The sequence below is a fragment of the Paenibacillus sp. J31R120 genome (assembly GCF_056269225.1).
Window position 1 is genome coordinate 1174007 of sequence record NZ_JBWDNN010000001.1, and the last position, 22384, is coordinate 1196390.

16 protein-coding genes are annotated in these 22384 nt (G+C 54.2%); 14 read left to right on the top strand and 2 right to left on the bottom strand.

Translation table 11 applies throughout. The features are described 5' to 3' along the window. Nucleotides 1–117 precede the first annotated feature (117 nt). The 8 genes from AC0YNW_RS05385 to AC0YNW_RS05420 all read left to right on the top strand — a co-directional run bounded on the left by AC0YNW_RS05385 (nt 118) and on the right by AC0YNW_RS05420 (nt 11039). A complete protein-coding gene (locus tag AC0YNW_RS05385) occupies nt 118–1074 on the top strand; it encodes an SDR family NAD(P)-dependent oxidoreductase (RefSeq protein WP_475831041.1) in 957 nt (318 codons plus the stop codon). Nucleotides 1075–1495: 421 nt separating this feature from the next. Continuing rightward, complete coding sequence (locus tag AC0YNW_RS05390) at nt 1496–2545, top strand: Cfr family 23S rRNA (adenine(2503)-C(8))-methyltransferase (RefSeq protein ID WP_475831042.1); 1050 nt, start codon at nt 1496–1498, stop codon at nt 2543–2545. Nucleotides 2546–2598: 53 nt separating this feature from the next. Next, on the top strand, nt 2599–2889 hold the full coding sequence (locus AC0YNW_RS05395) for a hypothetical protein (protein ID WP_475831043.1): 291 nt from the start codon (nt 2599–2601) through the stop codon (nt 2887–2889). Nucleotides 2890–3146: 257 nt separating this feature from the next. Further along, a complete protein-coding gene (locus AC0YNW_RS05400) occupies nt 3147–4598 on the top strand; it encodes an SWIM zinc finger family protein (protein WP_475831044.1) in 1452 nt (483 codons plus the stop codon). A 14-nt stretch (nt 4599–4612) separates the two neighbouring features. Beyond that, the gene (locus AC0YNW_RS05405) at nt 4613–6421 is read left to right on the top strand and encodes a HEAT repeat domain-containing protein (protein ID WP_475831045.1); all 1809 of its coding nucleotides are present in this window, start codon (nt 4613–4615) and stop codon (nt 6419–6421) included. Further along, nucleotides 6397–7491, top strand: coding sequence for an ATP-binding protein (locus AC0YNW_RS05410; RefSeq protein WP_475831046.1), 1095 nt, complete (start codon nt 6397–6399; stop codon nt 7489–7491). Before AC0YNW_RS05405 ends, AC0YNW_RS05410 begins: the two co-directional genes overlap by 25 nt. Then, complete coding sequence (locus AC0YNW_RS05415; protein WP_475831047.1) at nt 7449–9794, top strand: DUF5682 family protein; 2346 nt, start codon at nt 7449–7451, stop codon at nt 9792–9794. The genes AC0YNW_RS05410 and AC0YNW_RS05415 overlap by 43 nt, the downstream gene beginning before the upstream one ends. A gap of 3 nt (nt 9795–9797) precedes the next feature. Continuing rightward, nucleotides 9798–11039, top strand: coding sequence for a VWA domain-containing protein (locus AC0YNW_RS05420; RefSeq protein ID WP_475831048.1), 1242 nt, complete (start codon nt 9798–9800; stop codon nt 11037–11039). Nucleotides 11040–11105: 66 nt separating this feature from the next. On the opposite strand, the gene AC0YNW_RS05425 is transcribed toward AC0YNW_RS05420, so the two are convergent. Next, a complete protein-coding gene (locus tag AC0YNW_RS05425; protein ID WP_475831049.1) occupies nt 11106–12035 on the bottom strand; it encodes a hypothetical protein in 930 nt (309 codons plus the stop codon). Between the two features lie 189 nt (nt 12036–12224). On the opposite strand from AC0YNW_RS05425, the gene AC0YNW_RS05430 reads away from it, so the two are divergent. After that, complete coding sequence (locus AC0YNW_RS05430; RefSeq protein WP_475831050.1) at nt 12225–13187, top strand: helix-turn-helix domain-containing protein; 963 nt, start codon at nt 12225–12227, stop codon at nt 13185–13187. A 102-nt stretch (nt 13188–13289) separates the two neighbouring features. Continuing rightward, the gene (locus tag AC0YNW_RS05435) at nt 13290–14501 is read left to right on the top strand and encodes an MFS transporter (RefSeq protein WP_475831051.1); all 1212 of its coding nucleotides are present in this window, start codon (nt 13290–13292) and stop codon (nt 14499–14501) included. Nucleotides 14502–14627: 126 nt separating this feature from the next. Here the strand turns inward: AC0YNW_RS05435 and AC0YNW_RS05440 are convergent, their stop codons facing one another. Beyond that, nucleotides 14628–15257 carry a zinc dependent phospholipase C family protein gene (locus AC0YNW_RS05440; protein ID WP_475831052.1) on the bottom strand — a complete coding sequence of 210 codons (630 nt, stop codon included), beginning with the start codon at nt 15255–15257 and terminating at the stop codon, nt 14628–14630. 210 nt (nt 15258–15467) lie between these two features. On the opposite strand from AC0YNW_RS05440, the gene AC0YNW_RS05445 reads away from it, so the two are divergent. From AC0YNW_RS05445 to AC0YNW_RS05460, 4 genes are all read left to right on the top strand, one after another. Then, nucleotides 15468–16031, top strand: coding sequence for a TetR/AcrR family transcriptional regulator (locus AC0YNW_RS05445; protein ID WP_475831053.1), 564 nt, complete (start codon nt 15468–15470; stop codon nt 16029–16031). A gap of 24 nt (nt 16032–16055) precedes the next feature. Beyond that, nucleotides 16056–19304: a bifunctional cytochrome P450/NADPH--P450 reductase gene (locus tag AC0YNW_RS05450; protein WP_475831054.1), complete on the top strand. Its 3249-nt coding sequence runs from the start codon at nt 16056–16058 to the stop codon at nt 19302–19304. 222 nt (nt 19305–19526) lie between these two features. Beyond that, nucleotides 19527–20474, top strand: a complete 948-nt coding sequence (locus AC0YNW_RS05455; protein ID WP_475831055.1) for an ABC transporter substrate-binding protein — start codon at nt 19527–19529, stop codon at nt 20472–20474. 155 nt (nt 20475–20629) lie between these two features. Then, complete coding sequence (locus AC0YNW_RS05460) at nt 20630–22282, top strand: helix-turn-helix domain-containing protein (RefSeq protein ID WP_475831056.1); 1653 nt, start codon at nt 20630–20632, stop codon at nt 22280–22282. The last annotated feature ends 102 nt before the right edge of the window (nt 22283–22384 follow it).

The following is a 22384-nucleotide window of genomic DNA, read 5'->3' on the forward strand; positions in this document are numbered from 1 at the left end:
GCATAATTCCTGTTCAGACCAAATAATTAATTGATCAATTAATTAGTGATTGACCAATTACTAAATTCATCATATGATAAGGACATTCAAATGAATCCAATAAGGGAGTTGATGGGGATGAAGAAAGCAATTGTGATTGGAGCAACAGGGGGCACAGGCGCCGCAATTACGGAAGAGCTGGCGAAGCAGGGCATTCCGACGATCGCATTCGGGCGTTCGCGTACGAAGCTGAATGAATTGTCGGCAAGCATAGGCGAGTATGCGAACTTATCCTTTGCAGAGGGGGATGCTCTGAAGCCAGAAGATATAATTGCCGCAGCCCAGGATGCGGATGTGTTGTTTCATTGCGCGAACGTTCCATACAACGAGATGCAGAGCAAGCTGCTCCCGCTCGGGGAAGCGATTATGGAAGCGGCGAATCGGCTTGGCATTAAAGTTGTAGCGATTGACGGCATTTATCCGTATGGCAGGAGACAGTCGGAGCGGGTGGACGAGAATCATCCGAAGGCGCCGCATACGAGAAAAGGGAAGACTAGATTGCAATTCGAGCATATGCTGTTCGACAAGAGCCGATGGGCCCGGTCGAGCGTTATCATTGCGCGATTGCCAGACTATTACGGCCCAACCGCTAATGCCGCTTCCTATTTGGGCTCTACGCTAGAAGCCATTGCGGCGGGGAAAATGGCCTTTTTTATCGGCAACATGCGTACTCCTCGCGAATATGTCTATCTGCCGGATGCCGCTGCAATGGTCGTAGAGCTTGCCAGGCATGACCACGCTTACGGCCAGAACTGGAATATCCCGGGCGCGGGTCTGATCTCGGGCCGCGACATTGTGCGTATTGCGCAGCAGGCTAGCGGAGCTTCCAAAGCCGTCATTCCGCTGGGACGGATAGGTCTCTCCCTCATTGGCATGGGCGTTCCGGTTATGAAAGAAGTCGTCGAGATGTTATATTTGACCGAAGAGCCTGTGGTATTAAGCGGGGAGAAGTATGAGCGGCATATTGGCCCGATCCGCAAGACCGCGTTCGAACAAGGCATCGCGGCAACGATAAAGGAGCTGCAAACCTCTTAAGCGTGGAACGTATTCGGTAAGAACTTATTTTTTAGCCTAAAAATGATTGGTCAATCAATAATAAAACTCTCCTATCGATAATTGCGTTGGTCTAATGACATATGATTCGATTTGACGGCAACTACGTAAGCTGTTATGGTGTTGATTGTACGTATTCTTATGTTTTGGAAGGAGGATGAAGTGATGTGTGAAGTTGTAGATGTGGTTGTGAACCTGTCAAGGAAAGCGATTGTCGGCATGGTTCACCATTACAATAAACAGCTACCGGAACTTTATCCTCCTATAGATCGTCGCCATTAGCGCTCTTTGTCATAGGCAAAGTGTTCTTCGATGTGACGTATAGTTGGTTAATGCAAGATGCAGAAAAGCACCGGTTCGCTGGTGCTTTTTTGTGCTTTCTCCGAGCTAGAGGGAGATTAAGATGAAGCCAACATCTAAATATGAAAAGATTCAACACATCCTGCAAAGCTTGAAACAGCCAGGGTATCGATATAAGCAAATTACTGAAGCAATTTTTAAGCAGAGGATCGGCGAATATGAACAGATGCATATGCTGCCTCAATTCTTGCGGCATGCCTTAGTGGAACAACTGGGCAACCGAGTGTCCTCTGTAACCCCGGTTTTGGAGCAGCGATCGGAGCAGGCCAGCAAGTTCTTGTTAGCGATTGCGGGCAATGAAAGAGTCGAAGCCGTCAGATTAAGCTACAAGAGTGGATGGGATTCCTATTGCATCTCTTCTCAATGCGGCTGCGGATTCGGCTGCCGGTTCTGCTCCACCGGAACGATGGGGCTAAAACGTCATCTGACCGTTGACGAAATGACCGACCAGCTCCTGTACTTTCATTTGAACGGGTATGCTCTGGACAGTGTATCCTTTATGGGAATGGGAGAGGCGCTCGCCAATCCTAATCTGTTCGAAGCGCTGAAGGTGATGACCGATCCCCGGTTGTTTGGATTGGGCCAGCGCAGAATTACGGTATCCACCATTGGCATTCTGCCGGGGATACAGCGGCTTAGAGAGGAGTTTCCGCAAGTGAACCTGACGTTCTCGCTCCATTCGCCGTTCGATGAGCAGCGAAGTGCTCTTATGCCGATCAATGAGCGGTTTCCAATCCGCGATGTCATGGAGGTATTGGATAAGCATATCCAGGAGACGGGACGCAAAGTGTACATTGCCTACATCATGTTAAGAGGGATGAACGACGGGGCCGAGCATGCCGAAGCTGTGGCAGAGTTATTGAGAGGAAGAGGAACATGGGAGCACCTGTATCATGTTAATCTGATTCCATATAATGCAACGGAAGAGACGCCTGACTATGAGCAATCCGACCGCGAGCGGGTCCGATCCTTTGTGCAAGTGTTGAAGGCCAGGGGCATTCAGGTTACGGTCCGAACGCAATTCGGCTCGGATATTCAGGCAGGCTGCGGGCAGCTGTATGGCCTCGAGCCGTCACCTTCATCGTCGGAATAGTGCTGTATGGCATGCTTTTGGTATACTTTAGTAGGGTACCTTGAAGTCTAGCTTTGCGGAATGACGCCGCTATTGAAGGTGTAGAGCTGTTCGCAGCGGCTTCAGGGGGAGAGGATGTGGTGATCCGAATGAAACGACTGTTCGGGATCGGCAGCGGGATGATCGGATTAACGTATGCCGTTCTGATCATTCGCGGAATCGTGCGGGAAACTTTAACCATCAGCAGCGGCTTGTTATTGACGCTCTTTGCTGTCGCTTCCGTATTGTTGTTATATGGACTGACGCAATGGATCAACCATCTGCTAGACAAGCTTTACAAAAAACTGCTGCGTATGATGAAGTAAAGTGTGAAAGTTCACTAAATTGTAATAGAAGACGGACTATACATGTGCTGCAGTTTGTCAGCATGTGCATAGTCCTTTTTTTGCCCGATAGGACCGCCAATACAGCGGGAAAAGGGTGAAAAGATAGGAATGGACGGGTGCGGGCCCGGCATACTTTACTAGGAGGCTTTGGATTATGGCGGCCTATTCCGTAAAAAGGAAATCGGCGTCCCCGTGTAGAAGGTATTACGATTCCATCATCATTAGCGAGGTAGATCATGAATTTTCTAACAGAAGCATTTATCGATCATCTGGCCCCTAATGCAGGGGCGATGAAGAATGGCCGGGATCTGGTCAAGAAGAACAGTTTCCAAGTGTTGCGTATAACGGAAGACCGCTCGCTTCTATTCGGCGAGTGCAAGGGCAGCGGCAAACAACCGTACCGCTGTTCGGTCGACTTCATCCAGCAGGAAAGTCCTGTATCCCGCTGCTCCTGTCCAAGCAGACAATTTCCATGCAAGCATGCGCTGGGCTTAATGTACGCTTTTGCCCTCGGGAAGCCTTTCGAGCAAGCCGAAATTCCTGAAGATATCGCGGAGAAGCGGGAGAAGGCGGAGAAACGCGAGGAGAAGAAGAAGGAAGCCGAATCGGCAGAGGCGAGGGGAGATGCTCCCCCAGCCAAACGGAAGGTGAACAAATCCGCATTGATCAAAAAAATGAATGCTCAAATGGAAGGATTAAGCCTATTGGAGAAGCTGGTGCTGCAGACGGTGCAGAACGGGCTGGGCGGCATTGACAAGCAAACGCTGCGTCTGCTTGAAGATCAAGCGAAGCAATTAGGCAATTATTATATCCCCGGTGCGCAAGCGGAACTGAAGGAGCTTGCGCTGCTGCTGACGGAGGAAGATAACCGGGAAGGTGCATATACCCGGGCTATGGAGCAGCTTATCCGTCTCTATGCGCTTGCCCGGAAGGGCAGAAGCTACTTGGAGCAGCGTCTCGCTGATCCCGATTCGCCGCAGGATACGGAGACGGCGCTGGAAGAATTGCTGGGTCATGCCTGGCAGCTGGCCGAACTTAGGGAGCTGGGCCGGGTGAAGCGGGATGCGGAGCTGCTGCAATTGTCCTTCCTGTCTTACACGGATACGGCGCGCGGCGAATATGTAGATGCCGGATGGTGGGTGGATCTGCAAGACGGCAACGTACATATTACCAGGCAACTTCGCCCTTTCCGCGCAGCCAAAGCGATCAAGGAAGAAGACACCTTCCATGCAGTCATACAAACCGAAGAGCTGTTCATCTATCCGGGGGACGGCAATGCCAGAGTGCGCTGGGAGAAAACGAAGCAACGCGATGCCTCGAATGCGGACTATAGCACGGTGAAGTCTCTTGCGGCAGCTTCGTACCCCGATGTGGTGAAGGCCGTCAAGAACGGGATCAAAAATCCGCTGTCGGACCGCAATCCCGTCAAGCTGGTCGCCTTCGAGGCGATCGAGAAGACGGAGGAGGGGTACGTCCTTCGCGATGCGCAGGGCAAGTATCTTCCTGTGGCATCGACCGTGATTACCGCTCCCCAGCGCCTGGAAGAGATTCTGCCGCTGCTGCCGGCGGACGATCTGAAGAAACAGGCTGCGCTAGTCATGTTCCGGCATGATGTCGATACCGGACGTCTGGAAGTCCAGCCCATGAGCATCATCACGGAGCGCCGAATCATTCGGCTGCTGTACTAGAGGAGAGAGAAGATATGAGTGTAGATCTGTTGCTTAACTTGCAGCAAGAGGTACGCCGTCTGTTTGTTGCCGGCAGCGCACTGGCGGAAGGCGACTTGCGAATATCCAAATTAGTACCTTCTTTAAGAAGGATCGGTGAATCCGCACCTGTGTTCAATCGGCTTGCAGATGCGGCGGAAGGTCTGATATCCGCGCCGCGCGCCGATAGTCCGGCGAAGCTTCTGGAGCTGTCGACGCTGCTCAGCGCAATTCTTCATACGCAAGGCAAGACGGATGTGCAAGGAACCCCGCAGCCTGTGGAAAGCGAAGGGCTCCTATTACCTACCGACTTGACGTATCGAAGGCTGCATCCTTTGCTTATGGCACTTACCACGAAGGGCCAAGGACGTCTGGAGCAGCTTCGCCAATCCTACGAGGACCGCAGCTTCCTCGATTTGCGCGTAATACCGGCGATCTGCGGTGCGCTTGACGATGTGTATGCCGAGATTCCCGAATTCGTACAAGAGAAGATGATCCCGGAGTTCGGCCTGCCAGCTGTCCCCGCTTTGCGCACGGGGCTTAATTTTCAAGGGGGCAAAGGGGATGCAAGAAGGCTGAAGCTGCTGTATCGATTGCAAGGCGAGTCGGTGCTTGAGCTTGTGAAGGAAGCGGGGAACTCCGGGACGTTTGAGCTTAAGGTTGCCGCGATTGAATTGCTCGGCGGCTACCCTGATCAGGAGGAGTTTCTGCTGGAGCAGAGCGCCGAAAAGCGTAGAGAAGTCCGCCAAGCGGCTTTCTTCGCCCTTGCCCGCTTGGGCTCCCCATGGGCAATCGATCGCTTGCTCGAAGCGGCCAAGTCGAAGGGCGGAGAGCTTGTCATCGATCCCATCAAGGCATGTGACGAACTCATGCTTCATAAGCGTATTCTCATAGAGGCAGATGAAGAGCTAAGCCGTTGCCTGGAACTGGAGGGGAAAGAGCGCGTCACGGCAATCGGGCAGCTGTATACCTATATCCGCTGTCTGGAAGGCCACGGACAGCAGCTTGCGGCAGAAGCTCTACCGCTAGTGAAGCGGCTGCTTCATACGGAAGCGTTCATCCAAGCCGATACCGAGGCAGTGCAAGAAACGGCCGCGGATTTGCTGCTTGAACTGAACAGCGAAGCAGCCGATGCATTCGGCATCGAGCTGCATACCCGATACAAGCGCAAATTTATCGCTTACAGCTTCCGTGCTGCATACAGACGCTTGTCGCCTTCCGAGCTGTATGATCGTTTTGCCCCGGATTTGAAGGGGCGCTCTGCTTCGGCTAAGAGTTTGCAGAACGCCCTGCAATCCATCGTTCATGAGCAGCTATACGAGGATGGAGAGAGAATCTATGCGGTATCAAGCAGTGCTTGGGATGCGCGGTGGGTCCATCTCTTTGCCGAGCAGGATATGACGGAGCTGGTTTGCTACTTCGCCCAGGGTGAAGATCGCGCCATTACCTCGTATTTGACCTCCAAGCTGGAGGAACGCGCCAGAATTAACGATTATCAGACGCTTAACGTGTTGACGACCTTGTTCCGCGTCGGCTATAAGAAAGCGCCGGAGCTGCTGATGGAGCTGCTTCGCAGCCAGGGTCAGCGTATGTTCTATTATATGGACATCCGGTTGCAGCGAATGATTGCGTCATTGCCGAAGTCTTATGCGCCAGAGCTTCGCATCATTGCCGAGGGCTTGGCCTATGATTCCGTAAAACAATTAATGATAGAGCTCATCGAGGCGCTGGAAGCTGCGCCCGATGATGCGACAAGCGAGAGAGGGAGCGGAGTATGGGAATGGATCAAAAACAAAATGTCTTAAGATTGCCGGCGGAGAAGTTGTATGCGCATGAGCTGGAAGCGCTTCGGGAAGCGGACAAAGCGGCAGAGAAGCCGGCGGGCTGGCAGCTGTCTCCTCGTGCTGTGCTGACCTTTATCACAGGCGGCCAGGCGGGAGACACCGTCATTACACCGAAGTATATCGGCAACAAGCGGTTGGTCGAGATGGCGATCGCCACCTTGTTGACGGACAGAGCGCTGCTCTTGATCGGGGAGCCGGGCACGGCGAAGTCTTGGCTGTCGGAGAACTTGACTGCTGCCATCCATGGCGATTCATCCAAGGTCGTGCAGGGGACGGCGGGAACAAGCGAGGAGCATGTCCGCTATTCATGGAACTATGCGCTGCTGCTGGCGCAAGGACCTTCCGACCAGGCAATCATTCGCAGTCCTATTCTTCGCGCTATGGAAGGGGGAGGCATCGCCCGCTTTGAGGAGATTTCCCGCTGCGCATCCGAGGTGCAGGACGCGCTTATCTCGATCCTGTCGGAGAAGACTATCTCGATTCCGGAGTTGGGGCGTGAGGTTTCTGCGGAGCGAGGCTTCTCCATCATTGCGACGGCGAATACCCGTGACCGTGGCGTCAATGAAATGTCGGCGGCTTTGAAGCGTCGCTTCAATATTATCGTACTGCCGGCTCCGTCCAGCATTGAGACGGAAATCGATATTGTGCGCAGACGTGTGAGCGAGATATCCGCAAGCTATGAGCTGCGCGCTTCGCAGCCGGACGAGGATGCGATCCGCAAAGTGGTGACCATCTTCCGCGAGCTTCGCAGCGGCGTGACGCTGGACGGCAAGGAGAAGCTGAAGTCGCCAAGCGGCGTCATCTCGACAGCTGAGGCCATCTCTCTCTTGACCGGAAGCATGGCGCTTGCCGGCAGCTTCGGCAACGGCCAGCTGACCGACGAAGATGTGGCAGCAGGCTTGCAGGGAGCGATCGTGAAGGACGATACGAAGGATCAGCAGGTGTGGAAGGAATATCTCGACAATATTATGAAAAAACGGGGGTCCTCATGGCGAAGCCTGTACAGCGCTTGTACGGAGATGAACGGGTGAGCGAAGCTTCGGGGCCTCATTACTTCGGCATCCGGCATCTCTCGCCGGCAGGGTCGTATCATCTGCTCGCCTTGCTGCAGGCCGTGAAGCCGACTGCGATCCTGATCGAGGGGCCCAGCGACGCGGGGGAACTGGCTGCTCAACTGACGTCTCGGGGTGTTGTGCCTCCGGTGGCTTTACTGGCTTACACGGATCAGCTTCCCGTCCGTACGCTGCTCTATCCCTTTGCCGACTATTCGCCGGAATATCAGGCGCTCAAGTGGGCCAAGCGGAATAACTGCCATGCGGAATTCATCGATCTGCCTACGGAGGTCTCGCTGGCGCTCGCCGATCGGAGACGCGCTCCGCAGGCGGAAGCCTCTGGAAGTGATGAGCCGCAATTATCAACTGGTAGCTTATACAGCCGGATAGCGGAGCTCTCGGGAGAGCCGGATTATGAATCGTATTGGGAGAGGCACTTCGAGCATAATCTTCAGCCGGATGCCTACCGGCGCGCCATCTTGCATTACTCGACCGAGATGAGAGTCCTTACAGAGGACGAAGAGCTTAGGCTGGCACCGCAGGAATCAGCTTACAATGAGATACGCGAATCGTATATGAGGCGCAAAATTCATGAAGCGGTTGCGAGCGGACATCTGCCTGAGAAGATTGTGGTGCTGAGCGGAGCGCATCACACACCGGCGCTTGCGCTGTCGCTGCCAGCAATGACCGACGAGGAGCTAGCCAAGCTTCCGCGTGTGCCAGCGAAGATGACGCTGATGCCTTATTCCTATTACAAATTGTCCTCACATTCCGGTTATGGCGCCGGCAATCAGGCGCCAGCCTATTTCGAATTGCTTTGGTGCTGCATGCAACAGGGCGATCTTGCCGCGCTACCTGCGCTGTATCTGTCCTCCGTCGCTTCCCGGATGCGCGAGGAGGGAACCTGGCGATCCACGGCTTCCGTCATTGAAGCTGTGCGACTAGCAGATGCCTTGGCGGCGATGCATGACGGCATTCGGCCCACCTGGCGGGACCTGCGGGATGCGGCAACGGTGCTGTTCGGTTACGGCGAATATTCGGTCGTGGCAGAAGCGCTGGCGCGGACGGATATCGGAACCGCGATCGGCAGCTTGCCGGAAGGCGTCAGCCAAACCCCGGTGCAGGATGACCTGAACCGCGAGCTGAAGCGGCTGAAGCTGGAAAAGTACAAATCGCTGGTGGCAGCCGACTTGGAGCTGGACCTGCGCGAGAATCGAAGAGTGAAGTCGGAGGAGTCTGCTTATCTCGACTTGAATCGATCCGTCTTCCTGCACAGACTGGCTGCGCTTGGCATTCGCTTCGCCCGCAAGCAAAACGTGAGGCAAAGCGACGCGACTTGGGCGGAGCACTGGGTGCTGCAATGGTCGCCGGAAGCCGAGATTGAGACGGTGGAGTCGACGCTTAAGGGCGAGACGATCGAGCTGGCTACCGCATACGTCATTCACGAGGAGCTGCTGGCATGCGCGGATATTGCGGCAGCCGCGAAGCTGATTCGCCGCTCATGCGAATGCGGGCTGCCGCAGGTGATGGGACAGGCGACAAGCACGCTGCAGCGGCTTGCGGTGGATGCAGGCAGCTTCGAGCAGATTGCTCAGACGGTTCACGAACTGTCTGTCATGCTTCAATACGATTCCATCCGCAGAGTCGATACGGCTGCGCTGATTCCGATCATGCAGCAGCTCTTCTTGCGCGGAGCGCTGATGTTTCAAGAAGCGGCAGGCTGCAATGATGACGCGGCGGCTGGCATAATCGAAGCCATTCATCTGCTGAATACAGCTGCGCAGGAGCATTATGAAGATTTGGATGATCAGCTGTGGATAGACCAGCTGCGCAGGCTCGCAGAGCGTGACGACCGCAACGCGAAGCTGTCCGGCTATGCATTCTCGATCCTGCTGGAACGCAATGCGGCTGGCGAGGAGGAGTGCGCGAAGGAAGTATCCAGAAGGCTGTCCCCCGGCATCCCTGCCGATCTGGGGGCGGGTTGGTTCGAGGGGATATCCATGCGCAATCGCTATGCGCTGCTGTCAAGAACTTACTTGTGGCGTCAGCTGGATGCATATGTCGGGTCGCTGGAGGCGGAGCCGTTCAAGCGGTCGCTCGTATTCCTGCGCAGAGCGTTCGGTTCGTTCGAGCCGAGAGAGAAGGCTGCAATTGCCGAGATGATGGGCGATTTGTGGGGAGTCAGCGCAGAATCGGCCGGCGCCCGGCTGCAGCAGCCGCTTAATGAACAAGAGAAGGAGAGTCTCGATGAACTTAACGACTTTGACTTTGGAGACTTGTAGACGATGACACAGCCTGATCCGGAACAAGTCAAACGATGGCGCTTGATCTTGGGGGCGGCGGCTGAAGAGAAGCTGCAGGCGTCACGGGGTGCCGGAGCGGACACGCCTTGGCTGAGCAACGAGGATCTGCTGATGGATGAAGCGCTGGCGGCGATCTATGACGGCACATCAGGCGCAACGGATGCAAGCGGCGCCGGTCAATCGGGAAGCAGCGCCTCCCGCGCGAGATCGGCGGGTCTGGGTTCTTCTTCTCCGAAGCTGGCCAAGTGGCTGGGCGATGTGCGCACCTTCTTCCCGCCCGATATTGTGTCGGTGATCCAGTCGGATGCGGTGCATCGCAAAGGGCTGACGCAGCTTTTGTTCGAGCCGGAGCTGCTGTCTCAGGTGAAGCCGGACATCGGCATGGTCGCCACCTTGATGTCGCTGCGGGGACAAATTCCCGAGCGTACCAAAGAGACGGCGAGGACGCTCGTACGCGAGGTCGTGGATGAGATTGTGAAGCGGCTTGCCCAAGACTTGACGAGAGCGGTGACCGGCGCGCTCAACCGCCGGGCGCATTCGCCGCTTCCATCCATGACGGGGCTCGACTGGGCGACAACTATCCGCAAAAACTTAAAGCACTATGATACAGAGCGCAAGCTGCTTATTCCCGAGAAGGTCTACTTCTTCGATCGTGCGCGCAAGAGCAAAGAATGGACCGTCATTCTGGACATCGACCAGAGCGGTTCCATGGCCAATTCGGTCATCTACGCATCGATTATCGGCTCCATTTTTGCGAGCATGCCTTCATTGGATACGCGGGTGGTTGCCTTCGATACGGAGGTCGTCGACCTGAGCGAGCAATGTGCGAATGATCCCGTGGAGATGCTCTTCGGCATTCAGCTTGGCGGGGGGACGGATATTAACAAATCGATTACCTACTGCGAGCCTTTCATCACGGAGCCCAAAAAAACGATGTTCATTCTCGTCTCGGACTTGTATGAGGGCGGGAATCGGACGGAGATGCTTCGCAGGCTGAGAGAGATGCATGAATCCGGCGTCAAAACGATCTGCCTGCTCGCACTGTCGGATGACGGAGTGCCGTCCTATGACGAGGATGTGGCGAAGAGACTGGCTCAGTACGGCATCCCTTGCTTCGGCTGCTCGCCGGATAAGCTGCCGGAGCTGATTGAGGGCGCGCTGAGGGGCATGGATCTTCAGCAGCTTGCCGAACGGGTAGGGCAAGGAAAACAGGGGAAGGTTTAAGATAAGCTGCTCACGGCGAAACCGTGGGCAGTTTTTTTGGTGCGCTTAGCAAACGCTCTTCGGGTGTCATTCGTTAAGCTCCATTAGAATAAGCCGATCCAGCCCGATACCGCTAATCAAGCAGCGTTCCTTTTGGTTGCCAAGCATGATTTGGGTCCAGTCGACAAATCCGCCATCGCCAATCTCAGTTCTCCCGTGCTGATTCGTCATGAACAGCTTGAAGTTGATTCCCTGGTAATAGCTGTTCGTCTCATTCGGTTCTTGTACCGTTATGGAGGCTTCCGGCAATTGTTCTTGGATGATAGCGGCCATTCTCGTTAGAAATCCGGCACCGTCCGCATAGCCGCTGCGCTGCTCCAGGACGACCGACAGCTCGGCGTGAAAGCGGGAGCGGAACAGCGTTTGATAATAGCCCAACTGCTTGCCAAGCAGGTTCGCCTCACATTGATAGGAGCCTTTCGCTTTGCCCACTGACACCATGCCGTATATGCCGAAATGGGCGAAGGAGCCTGGTCCATTGAATTGCTGGGCGCGCACGACGCGATGCGTGGAACAGAGGTGGGCGCCCTCGTCATGGTTCCCAATTCCTTGCTTGATACGGTCAGCCGCAATCGTTGCCATCATATTCGTTGAATCGGCAAGCACCTCCGTGCCTCTGGATGCGGACACGATCTTATTCTGGTCGACCGTGCCATAGCTGGAGCAGTTCCCGAGGGGAGCTACCGGAGATAATAGAACAGGCTGAATGTCATGCTGACTGGCGAGGCCAAGCAGCTCTGCCTCAAGCTGATGATAAGCGACCGGATCGAGCTCGCTTGGCTTCGAGAAGCGGCTGCGGGCGTAACTGCGAAGCATATCGGAGGGACGCAGCGAATCGGTCCTCATTCGATATACTTCAAGCATGATAGAATTAAAGTCGGATGGAGAGAGCCTGTTCAGCTTCTGCAGAAGATCATCTCCAATCTCGTGCTTAATGCGGTTAATCGGCTCGCTCATGGGTGTACTCCTCCTTCATTAGGTGAGATGACGAATCGGTGCTGCTGAGCTCCTTGCAGAAGCAATTTCCAGGGATGACTGTTCAACAGCCGTTTTTTTCGTTACAATGATTGATAAATATTCTCAATTAGATCATTAAGATCAGATCACTTATAGATCAGACGCATAACCAACTGGAGGTGAGCTTATATGGATTCTAGCGTGGTATCCCGCATCTATCAACAATATTTCGAAGAGGCGCTGTTCCGGCAGGAGGATGGACGAACCTATCTGTTCCAGAAAAATACGAAGCTTGGCGCGATATACCGGGTCACCACGTATAGCGGCATCGAAATTGTATATTCTGACTTGCACTGCGGCAGACCAGGTCCGATTGCCTTCTCGGCAAGCGGGCAGATGATCGAGCTTCAATTCACGCTGGCCGGGGAGCGTCACGCAGAAGTGTCGGGTACGGAATATTCCCTTCCAGACGGGCAAGGAGCTTTTGTGTTCCTGCAGGACTTTGAGGTTCACTTCCATACGCCTGCCAAAGGGCCGTACGTCACCTTTGCGCTTGGCATTCCGGTATCGCTATTCCACTATGCGGTTCAACAGCTGGCGGCTCATCGCAGCAACAGTCTGGAATTCAGACGAATGATCGAAGGGCAGACGCTCAAAGCGTATGCATTCCAGATCGACAGTTATATGCTGGCGATGATCCAATCCATGATCGGCAACCTGAAAGGGACGGACACCTCTCCATTGCTGCTGGAGGCATCCGCGCTGGAGATGCTGAACAGGCTGCTGCTTCAAGTATTCGAGCTGTCCCCGCTGCCGGAAGGCTTGTCACGTGAGGATGTACGGAAGCTGCATCATGCGCGGGAGGTGCTGGAGTCCCGTCTGACTGAACCGCCTTCGCTGCTGGCGCTCTCCAGAATGATCGGACTGAACGACTTTAAGCTCAAAAAAGGATTCAAGGCGTGCTTCGGCGCCACGGTATTCGATTATTTGCGGGAAGTCCGATTGAATCGCGCCATGGCTATGCTGCGCAATCAAGAGGCCAATGTCACGGAAGCAGCCGCATCTGTCGGGTACAGTAATACCAGCGCTTTCGCAGAGCAGTTCTGCAAGCGATTCGGCATGAAGCCCTCCACTGTCAAAAAAATGCGATAAAATCCGTCCCACCGTTATTTTTTCCGTACAAAGGCGGCAGCGCAGGGCGGGCTTTCCTATAATTCTTCCTGAGAGCAATTATGGCAAAGGAGAATGGGAGTAATGAACAAAATAAAGGGAAGCTTATTTTTCAGTGTATTTGTCGCGATGCTGGGCATGATGCTCATCGCGCCAATTATGCCGCCGCTCATTCGCGAGCTGGGGCTTAGAGAAAGCCATTCCGGTCTGATGATTTCGTTAGGTTCCATAGCAATGGCCGTCATGGCGCCAATATGGGGAAGAATCAGCGATACGAAGGGACGGAAGCCCGTCATTCTGTTGGGATTCGCCGGAATGTCGCTTAGCTGCCTGTTATTCACGGCTGCACTGTTTGGAGGTCTGAACGGCTGGATGAAGGGCGGCGTTCTGCTTACCCTGCTGATCTTGACGCGCAGTCTGATCGGGGCGTTTATTCCCGCTGTCTTATCCGCCTCCCAGGCTTATATGGGCGACATGACCAATGAGAGCGAACGCGGAGGGGCGATGGCGATCTTAAGTGCGGCGAACGGCATGGGACTTGTGTTCGGCCCGGCCATAGCGGGTGCCTTTACACTCATTGGCTTGCTGTGGCCGTTATACTTCGGCATTGTAATCGCCGCCGCAGCGTTCTTCGTTGCGCTGGTGCTGATTCCAGCGGTAAAGCCTGGCATGCGCGTGAAGGCAGCCAAAGTGTCGCCGCTTCAGCCGGGGCTTCGATTCTATCTCTTGTTCGGGCTAATTACGATGATGGCCATTGTGACGATCCAAGTAATTGGCGGCTTCTATTTGCAAGACCAGCTGGCGCTGTCGCCGGAAGGGACGGCGCAGGCCGTGTCATTCGGGCTGATGTGCTCAGGTGTGGCCATGCTCGCCGTGCAGCTCGTCCAAGTGAAATGGCTGAAGTGGCAGCCTCGGAGAATGCTGGCTGCCGGTTCTGTGTTTCTCGTGATCGGCATGGTCGTATTTCTGCTATCGGCACATATGGCGCTGTATATGCTGGCATTCTTCCTTTTTGGGATCGGCGCAGGCTGGATGATGCCGGGCTTTATGGCAGGAGCATCTCTTGCCGTAGGCCAGGAGCAACAGGGAGCAGCCGCGGGATTGGTGGGAGCCGTGCAAGGCGTATCTGCGATCATCGCGCCGATTACAACGGCATCGCTTTATCAGGTCGACAAGCATTTGCCCTTCGTTCTTGTAGCTGTATTAGCGCTCGCAGCGGCCGTCAGTCTATTGTGGATGGCGAGAAAACCGCACGTACCGGCGCTTGCTGCAAAGGATGAAGCGGTGGAACGTTAGAGCCTGGAGAGGGACGAATAATGATTCGTAAATAAGAGCGCTCTATAATGGAGCGCAACCAACGATGAAGAAGCCTGGACAACAGGCTTCTTTTTGTCTTTTTTTGAAGGAATGGATGAAGTTCAACTAGATCGCAATCGCAGGTTTGATTCCCGGCATGGTTCGCAGATGCCAGATCCCCAGTTCTACGGAGGTCTCCATATAACCAACGATCTGATCCAAAGTGAAGACATGCAGCTTCTCGTCGATAACCGTTGGCTCGTAAGCCATATCCTCCATTACGAGAGGGATAAACGCTTCGATCTCCTGTGACGAGACTTTCTGTACATTTGCAACAGTGGGACGATAGGAGAGGCTGTCTCTCAATTCCTCCTGGCAACCGTAATAATCTAGCAATTTTCCGTTCAATAAGCGGAAGTCATTGTGGTAGAGCTGCAAGACTTCAGGATTGTTCTCCATCCGGTTTCTCAGCCAAGGCAAATAAAAGCCTTTCAGCCAGACATGATCCGCAATTAGATGCGTGAAGTATCCCCACAGATAAGGGTCATTCTCCATCGACTGATACTTATACAGGAACCCCTTGTAATCTATGCTTCTGGAATAATCGCGAATATCCCCGGTGAAAAAATGAGAGGCGTCCTTGGGCGACGCCGCATCCGGTGCCAGGCTCCCCAGCAAAAAGGATGGCTTGTCCTGAATTTGCAAAGCATCTGCCATTCGATTCGCTATAATCGCGTGCATTAATCGTGAACCCATCTCGTTATCCTCCCAATCGTCATTTTACAACAATATCTTACCACTATTTCCCTAAAAATACATAGATGCCATCCCCTATTGGTTCGCTCGTGCGTGTCGCATAAGCCGTTTGCAGTCCGATTTGATTCCGGTTGGAATATGCGTTAAAATACTCTCATATGATAGATTAATCTATCAAAATTAGATCAAACGCCGAAAGAAGGAATGGATATGAGTCAATCCAGATCAGCCGCGAAGGAAGCCAAGCTTCATGCCATATTGGATGCAGCGACAGAGCTGCTGGTAGATAAACCGACAGCTTCATTAAGCGAGATTGCAGATCATGCAGGCATTGGCATTGCAACCCTTCATCGCTATGTGGAGAGCAGAGACCAACTGATGCTGCAGTTATGCCTCAGAGTTACCAAGGTTGTGGGAGAGACCATTAAGCGCATTGCCGAGGAAACGAAAGATGAAGAAGCCTATATACCGGCGCTGGTGGAAGCGCTGGTCCCGATGGGCGATAAAATCCATTATCTGACCCACGAGGCGTCGCTGTATTACAGCGAAGAGATGGCGGCTGCCGAACGTGAAATTTTGGAGCCGATCCGCACCTCCATCCGAGCCATGCAGGAGAAAGGGATCATGCGCCGGGATATGGATTCGGAATGGATTCTAAACGTGCTGTATTCTCTGCTCATACTGACCTGGCAGCAGGTCCAGCAAGGCAATATTGCGAAAAATGCCGCAGCCAAGCTGGTGCTGGACACCCTGTATTACGGCGTACGAACCTAATGTACGAACATCGGAGGGAAATACATGATGAAGGATAACCCAATAGGGGAGATTCCCCAGCCCAAAACATTCGGACCGCTCGGCAATTTGCCTTTGATTGACAAGGATAAGCCATCCCTTTCCCTTGGAGAGCTGGCGGAGGAGTACGGGCCGATCTACCGGCTGACAGCTCCGGGCTTCACAAGCCTTGTCATCTCCGGGCATGAGCTGGTTGCAGAGGTGTGCGATATTAAGCGGTTCGACAAGCATATCTACAGCGAGCTTGAGAATGTGCGCGCCTTCGGCGGCGACGGGCTGTTCACCAGCCGGACATCGGAGCCGAACTGGCGCAAGGCGCATAACATTCTGCTCCCGACCTTCGGCCAGCAGGCGATGAAAGGCTATCACGGCATGATGCTCGATATTGCGCAGCAGCTCGTTCAGAAGTGGGCTCGCTTGAATCCGAACGAAAACATAGACGTTCCCGATGATATGACACGGCTGACGCTCGATACTATTGGACTGTGCGGATTCAACTACCGGTTCAACAGCTTTTACCGGGAGGATCACAGTCCGTTCATCGTCAGCATGGTGCGTGCGCTGAATGAGGCTATGCTGAAGAGCTCTCGCCTTGGCATACAGAATCTGCTCATGGTGAAGACCAGAAGGCAATTTGAAGCGGATATTCAGACGATGTTTTCTCTGGTCGACAAGATTATCGAGGAGCGGAAGGCAAGCGGCACTGGAGAGGAAACCGATTTGCTCGCCCGCATGCTGAGCGGCAAGGACCCGGAGACAGGGGAGAAGCTGGACGACGAGAATATCCGCTATCAGATTATTACCTTTCTGATCGCGGGACATGAGACGACAAGCGGGCTGTTGTCATTCGCCATCTACTTTTTACTGAAAAATCCGGAGGCGCTGCGTAAGGCATACGAGGAAGCGGATCGTGTCCTGACGGACCCGGTTCCGACTTATGAACAGGTGCTTCAGTTGAAATATGTCCGGATGATCCTGAATGAATCGCTGCGGCTCTGGCCGACAGCGCCGGGCTTCGACCTCTATGCGAAGGAAGACACTGTGATCGGCGGACAATATCCGCTGAAGAAAGGGGAGAGCGTCAGCGTTCTGCTGCCCCAGCTTCATCGCGACAAGGATGCTTGGGGCGAGGACGCGGAGCTGTTCCGTCCCGAACGGTTCGCCGATTCGTCGAAGGTGCCCCACCATGCGTATAAGCCGTTCGGCAACGGGGAGCGGGCTTGCATCGGCATGCAGTTCGCATTATACGAGGCAACGCTTGTACTGGGCATGATTTTGCAGCATTTTGAGCTGGATGATTATCTCGATTATCAGCTGGATGTGAAGCAGACATTGACGCTGAAGCCGGGAGATTTCCACATTCGCGTGAAGCAACGTCCCGGCAAGCAGTCTGTCGTACCCGCTTATGCAGCACGGGAAGCCCCGGCTTCAGCCGCAAGAACGGAGCGTGCGGCTGAGGAACGGAGATCGTCGCAATCGGGAGTCATCGCAGGTGTCGAGCGCTTGCCGCTGTTGGTACTATACGGCTCTAATCTAGGTACGGCAGAAGGGATTGCGAGGGGGATTGCCGATACGGCCCACAGCTACGGCTTCCGAAGCGAAGCGGGGGCGCTGAATGATTGGGCCGGCAAGCTTCCGAAGGAAGGCGTAGTGTTAATCGTCACTGCATCGTATAACGGAAAGCCACCGCATAATGCGGCAGAGTTCGTGAAGTGGCTGGAAGAGACGCAGGCTGACGAGCTGAGCGGCGTTCGGTATGCTGTATTGGGATGCGGGGATCGCAATTGGTCGAATACGTACCAGAATGTGCCATTGTGGATCGACGAGCAGTTGGAGCTTAAGGGTGCTGAACGGCTCTCACCCCGCGGCGAGGCGGATGCTGGTGGAGACTTTGAGAAGTTGGTGGACGAGTGGCAGGAGAGCATGTGGCAGCATCTGGCCCACGCATTCGGACTGAATCCGGAGCAAGCAGCGAGCTCCGTGCAGGTGACGGGTGGCTTGGAAGTCACTTTCGTAACGGATGGAGCTATTGAACCGATTGCGCGTATGTACAATGCGGTTTATGCCCGGACAGAGGTGAATCGGGAGCTGCAAGCGCAAGACAGCGGCCGCAGTACGCGGCATATCGAGCTTCGGCTGCCGGAGAACGTATCCTACCGGGAAGGGGACCATATCGGCATCTTGCCCAGCAACATCGCGGAGAACGTGGACCGGGTCCTTCGCAGGTTCCGCTTCCAAGGCAGTGAACCATTGGTACTGACGGCCAATGGCCGAAGCCTCGCACATCTTCCGTTGGAACGTCCTGTCCAGCTGCGGGAATTGCTGAAGCACAGTGTGGAGCTGCAGGAAGCGGCTACTCGCGCCCAACTGCGGGTGCTTGCCGCATGGACCGTCTGTCCGCCCCATAAGCGGGAGCTCGAGGGGATGCTCGAAGAAGAGAAGTATCTAAGGGACATTCTTGGCAAGCGAATTTCGATGCTGGATTTGCTGGAGCAATATGAAGCATGCGAGCTGCCCTTCGGAGCATTCCTGGAGCTGCTGCCGCCGCTGAAGCCAAGATATTACTCGATCTCCAGCTCTCCGGCACAGCATCCTAGTCTAGCCAGTGTGACGGTAGCCGTTGTGGATGCGCCCGCTTGGAGCGGCAAGGGACGCTACCGCGGGGTAGCCACCAGCTATCTCGCCGGACTAAGTACAGGAGATGAGGTGCTGCTCTTCACCCGCACGCCAGAATCCGGCTTCCAGTTGCCGGAAGATCCGTCGGTGCCGATCGTGATGGTCGGCCCAGGTACTGGGGTAGCTCCGTTCCGGGGTTTCCTGCAAGCGCGGGCTGCGCTTAAGGAGCAGGGCGCAACACTTGGTGAAGCGCATCTGTACTTCGGCTGTCGCAATGCCGCTGACTTTCTCTATCGCGAAGAGCTGGAGACGTATGCCCAAGAGGGAATCGTGACGCTTCATACCGCATACTCCCGAATGGAAGGCCAGCCTTTATGCTACGTTCAGCATCTGATGGAGCGGCACTCGGAAGATTTGATGCGACTAATGGACAGCGGGGCCAGACTGTACATCTGCGGCGACGGCAGCCGAATGGCACCTGAGGTCGAGGCTGCGCTTCGCAAAGCCTACAGCCAGGTATACAAGAAAGACGATCAGACAGCGGCCGACTGGCTCCAGCGTCTGGAGCAAGATGGCCGCTATGCCAAAGATGTATGGGCAGGCGGTCATGTGCCAGCCAGTCTTGAACTCATCACATAATTGTATCCTTTACCTATTATGGAAGGCTGCCCGCGGGCAGCCTTCTTCTTTGGGATAGAGAACAGGCCTCATGAATACGGCGTAAGGGATGTTTTTTGTAAGAATCGGCGAGCATTAAGGGCGTTGGCATAAAAATATGCGTAATTCTCCATTGTTCTCGCCATCTAGCACTCTTATAATGAACTCAAATGAGAAACATTATCAAAAGATGGAGGGTACATTATGCTAGCAAGAAATACACAAAAAATAATGCTTGGATTGATTCTGTCATTCTCCCTGGTACTGGGCGCATGCGGCAATGGGGAGAAAAAGGAGTCCGGGGATAAGCCAGAGACTCGCGTTGTCAGCACGGTTAAGGGGGATGTCGAGATACCGGCGGAGCCGAAACGGATCGTCGCCTTGTACTACCATCATATTTTGTTCGCTATGGATGTGAAGCCGGTCGGCGCGAATCTGACCTGGTGGGGCGGCAGCCCGTTCTTGGCGGAGCAGGAGAAGGATCTGGTTGACGTTGGCGGACCTCCTTCGCTGGAAGCGGTGGCTGCGCTGAATCCGGACCTCATCATTATGAACAGCAATAATGAAGAGAACTACGACGAGCTTGCCAAAATCGCGCCGTCCATCCTGATTCCATACGATGGCAGCCGCAACCCTTACGAGGATGCGAAGCTGGTCGCTGAGGTGCTGGGCAAGCCGGATGCAGCCGAGTCGCTGGAGAAGAAATTCAATGAGAAAGCGGAAGCAGCTCGCAAGCGGGTAGAAGGCAAGGTTACGGAAGATACGACGGCAGCCATCATTCGAATCGAAGGCAAAGGAAGCCAGTTCAGCGTATTCGGCGACAATTACGGCCGCGGCGGCTGGTCGATCTACCATGGTCTGAACCTCAAAATGCCGGACATCATTAAGACGGAGCTTGTGGACAGCAACGCGCAAATCGTCCAGCAGCTGGCGCTGGAGAGACTGCCTGAATACGTAGCAGATGCCGATTACATCTTCGTATCCAATGAAGGTGAAGGCTTGGATCAGCTGCAAAACAGCGAGGTATGGAAGTCGCTTCCGGCTGTAAAAAACAACAAGGTGATTGAGCTTGACAAAACCTATTTCTTTTTCGACCCCATCTCAATCGAAGGCCAGCTGGATCTCATTACCGACTTGATTGCCAGCAAATAGGGAGAACTCATTGCTTCTACCATAAACCGCCGAGATCGGCGGTTTTTTCATTCTTCCGCGTTAATTAGGCATTGAAAGATCCGGCTCCTTTCGATAAAATGAAATTTATCGTTGATAATCATTCTCATAGATTGAGAGGGAGTTGAGCTGCAAGCATGAATGCTTTCCCTATCCCGTTTCGTTCCTGTTTGTTTCATTTAATCGATATACAGATGAATCAAATGATGGCTGGCAAGCGTCACGTCAATTCCTTTGCCCAGCATTATATCGTTCTAGGCGTCGGCAAAGGCGACGGAATTTGGCGAATAGACGGCAGACCTGTTCGGCTCATGAAGGGAGGCGGTTATCTGATCGCACCCGGATCGGTGTATGAGCTTGAAGATAGCGGCGCTTCGCCATTAAGCTACTACCAGTTGGAATGCTCGATAGAGGTAGCTGCGGGCCGTGCGGATGAGCAGCCGGATACGCAGGATTCGAGGATTCTGCACGCTCTGTGCGGCCGACTGCCGGTTCACCCTGCTACATGGATCGCCATGCTTGGGCAGCTCTATGTTAATCAGGCATCCGTCAGCGGGAAGGGGGCCGAACTGCAAGCATTCCGTCAGCACATTCGGCTGCAGGAGCTGCTCTATTACCTATGCGAGCGGAGCGGCTCTGATTCGGCCGTAGACCCGCGAAGGCTTGTCGATCAGACGATTGCCGTGCTCCATACGGACAATGGCAAGAAGTACAGTATTCAGGAATTGGCGAGACTGGCGAACTCGGGCGTACGCCAATACAACCATCTGTTCAAGGAAATGACAGGCCGCAGTCCGTTAGAATATATGACGGAGCTTCACATAAATCAGGCCAAAAAACAAATGCTTATTTCCAGCGAGCCGCTAAGCAGCATCGCGCGCAGCGCCGGCTTTCAGGATGTCTATTATTTCAGCCGCCGCTTCAAGCAGATGGTCGGCTTGTCGCCGAAGCAATATATTCGCCAGCGCCGAAGCGAGCTGCGGGTCGTCGCGTTCTATTATGGCGGGATATTGATGTCGATGGGGATGAAGCCTGTTGGCGCCAATTTGACCTGGTGGGGCGGCAGCGCTTTTTTGAAGGAGATGGAATCAGGCATTACAGATGTCGGCGTGACCCCTTCCTTAGACATGATTGCGAGGCTGGAGCCGGATCTGATTCTGATGAATAGCAACAATGTGGCCGATTATGAACCGCTGTCGAAGATTGCGCCATCCGTGCTTATTCCGTATGACGGGAATCGAACCGTCTATGATGATATGCGGATCGTGGGCGAATTGATCGGGAGCACGCCGGATGTGGACCGCTATATTGTCCGTTACGAGAATAAGGCGGCAACTGCACGGGCTTTGCTCCATCGGGCGAAGGTGGCCGATGAGAGGACCGTGGCGACGATTATTCGTTTCGAAGAGACAGGCGAGCAGTTCGCCGTATTCGGCAGCCACTACGGCAGAAGCGGCTGGTCGATTTATAACGGGCTTCGTCTACTGCCTCCCCAACCTGTCAAGCACATGATGGCGCGCGGTATTCACTTCGAGCAGAACATTCCGATTGATCGCCTGTCGGAGTATGCGGGGGAGTCCGATTATATTTTTGTCATAAATGAAACGGAAGGGATCGAGCACGTGGAGGGCCGCCCGATATGGCAAGAGCTGCACGCGGTCCGGAATGGTCGTGTCTTCGAATTGGGCTGCGAGAGTTATTCGTATTTTGATCCAATCTCGATTGAAAGCCAGTTAGACTTGCTTACGGACCTGTTGCTCGCCCAGACAGAATGGGCAGCTACTCGTTAGTGTGGCAGACCAAGCACAGCAACTAGCGGAGCGGCTCTGAATGCGACTCTTCATTGACTAAGCGGCTTGTTGTAACTATAATGTATACAACGGGGTGATCCA

What these genes read in the sequence shown, in the direction of transcription:
- AC0YNW_RS05385 (WP_475831041.1), top strand. Translation starts at nt 118, where the DNA reads ATGAAGAAAGCAATTGTGATTGGAGCAACAGGGGGCACAGGCGCCGCA.
- AC0YNW_RS05390 (WP_475831042.1), top strand. Translation starts at nt 1,496, where the DNA reads ATGAAGCCAACATCTAAATATGAAAAGATTCAACACATCCTGCAAAGC.
- AC0YNW_RS05400 (WP_475831044.1), top strand. Translation starts at nt 3,147, where the DNA reads ATGAATTTTCTAACAGAAGCATTTATCGATCATCTGGCCCCTAATGCA.
- AC0YNW_RS05405 (WP_475831045.1), top strand. Translation starts at nt 4,613, where the DNA reads ATGAGTGTAGATCTGTTGCTTAACTTGCAGCAAGAGGTACGCCGTCTG.
- AC0YNW_RS05410 (WP_475831046.1), top strand. Translation starts at nt 6,397, where the DNA reads ATGGATCAAAAACAAAATGTCTTAAGATTGCCGGCGGAGAAGTTGTAT.
- AC0YNW_RS05415 (WP_475831047.1), top strand. Translation starts at nt 7,449, where the DNA reads ATGGCGAAGCCTGTACAGCGCTTGTACGGAGATGAACGGGTGAGCGAA.
- AC0YNW_RS05420 (WP_475831048.1), top strand. Translation starts at nt 9,798, where the DNA reads ATGACACAGCCTGATCCGGAACAAGTCAAACGATGGCGCTTGATCTTG.
- AC0YNW_RS05425 (WP_475831049.1), bottom strand. Translation starts at nt 12,035, where the DNA reads ATGAGCGAGCCGATTAACCGCATTAAGCACGAGATTGGAGATGATCTT.
- AC0YNW_RS05430 (WP_475831050.1), top strand. Translation starts at nt 12,225, where the DNA reads ATGGATTCTAGCGTGGTATCCCGCATCTATCAACAATATTTCGAAGAG.
- AC0YNW_RS05435 (WP_475831051.1), top strand. Translation starts at nt 13,290, where the DNA reads ATGAACAAAATAAAGGGAAGCTTATTTTTCAGTGTATTTGTCGCGATG.
- AC0YNW_RS05440 (WP_475831052.1), bottom strand. Translation starts at nt 15,257, where the DNA reads ATGGGTTCACGATTAATGCACGCGATTATAGCGAATCGAATGGCAGAT.
- AC0YNW_RS05445 (WP_475831053.1), top strand. Translation starts at nt 15,468, where the DNA reads ATGAGTCAATCCAGATCAGCCGCGAAGGAAGCCAAGCTTCATGCCATA.
- AC0YNW_RS05450 (WP_475831054.1), top strand. Translation starts at nt 16,056, where the DNA reads ATGATGAAGGATAACCCAATAGGGGAGATTCCCCAGCCCAAAACATTC.
- AC0YNW_RS05455 (WP_475831055.1), top strand. Translation starts at nt 19,527, where the DNA reads ATGCTAGCAAGAAATACACAAAAAATAATGCTTGGATTGATTCTGTCA.
- AC0YNW_RS05460 (WP_475831056.1), top strand. Translation starts at nt 20,630, where the DNA reads ATGAATGCTTTCCCTATCCCGTTTCGTTCCTGTTTGTTTCATTTAATC.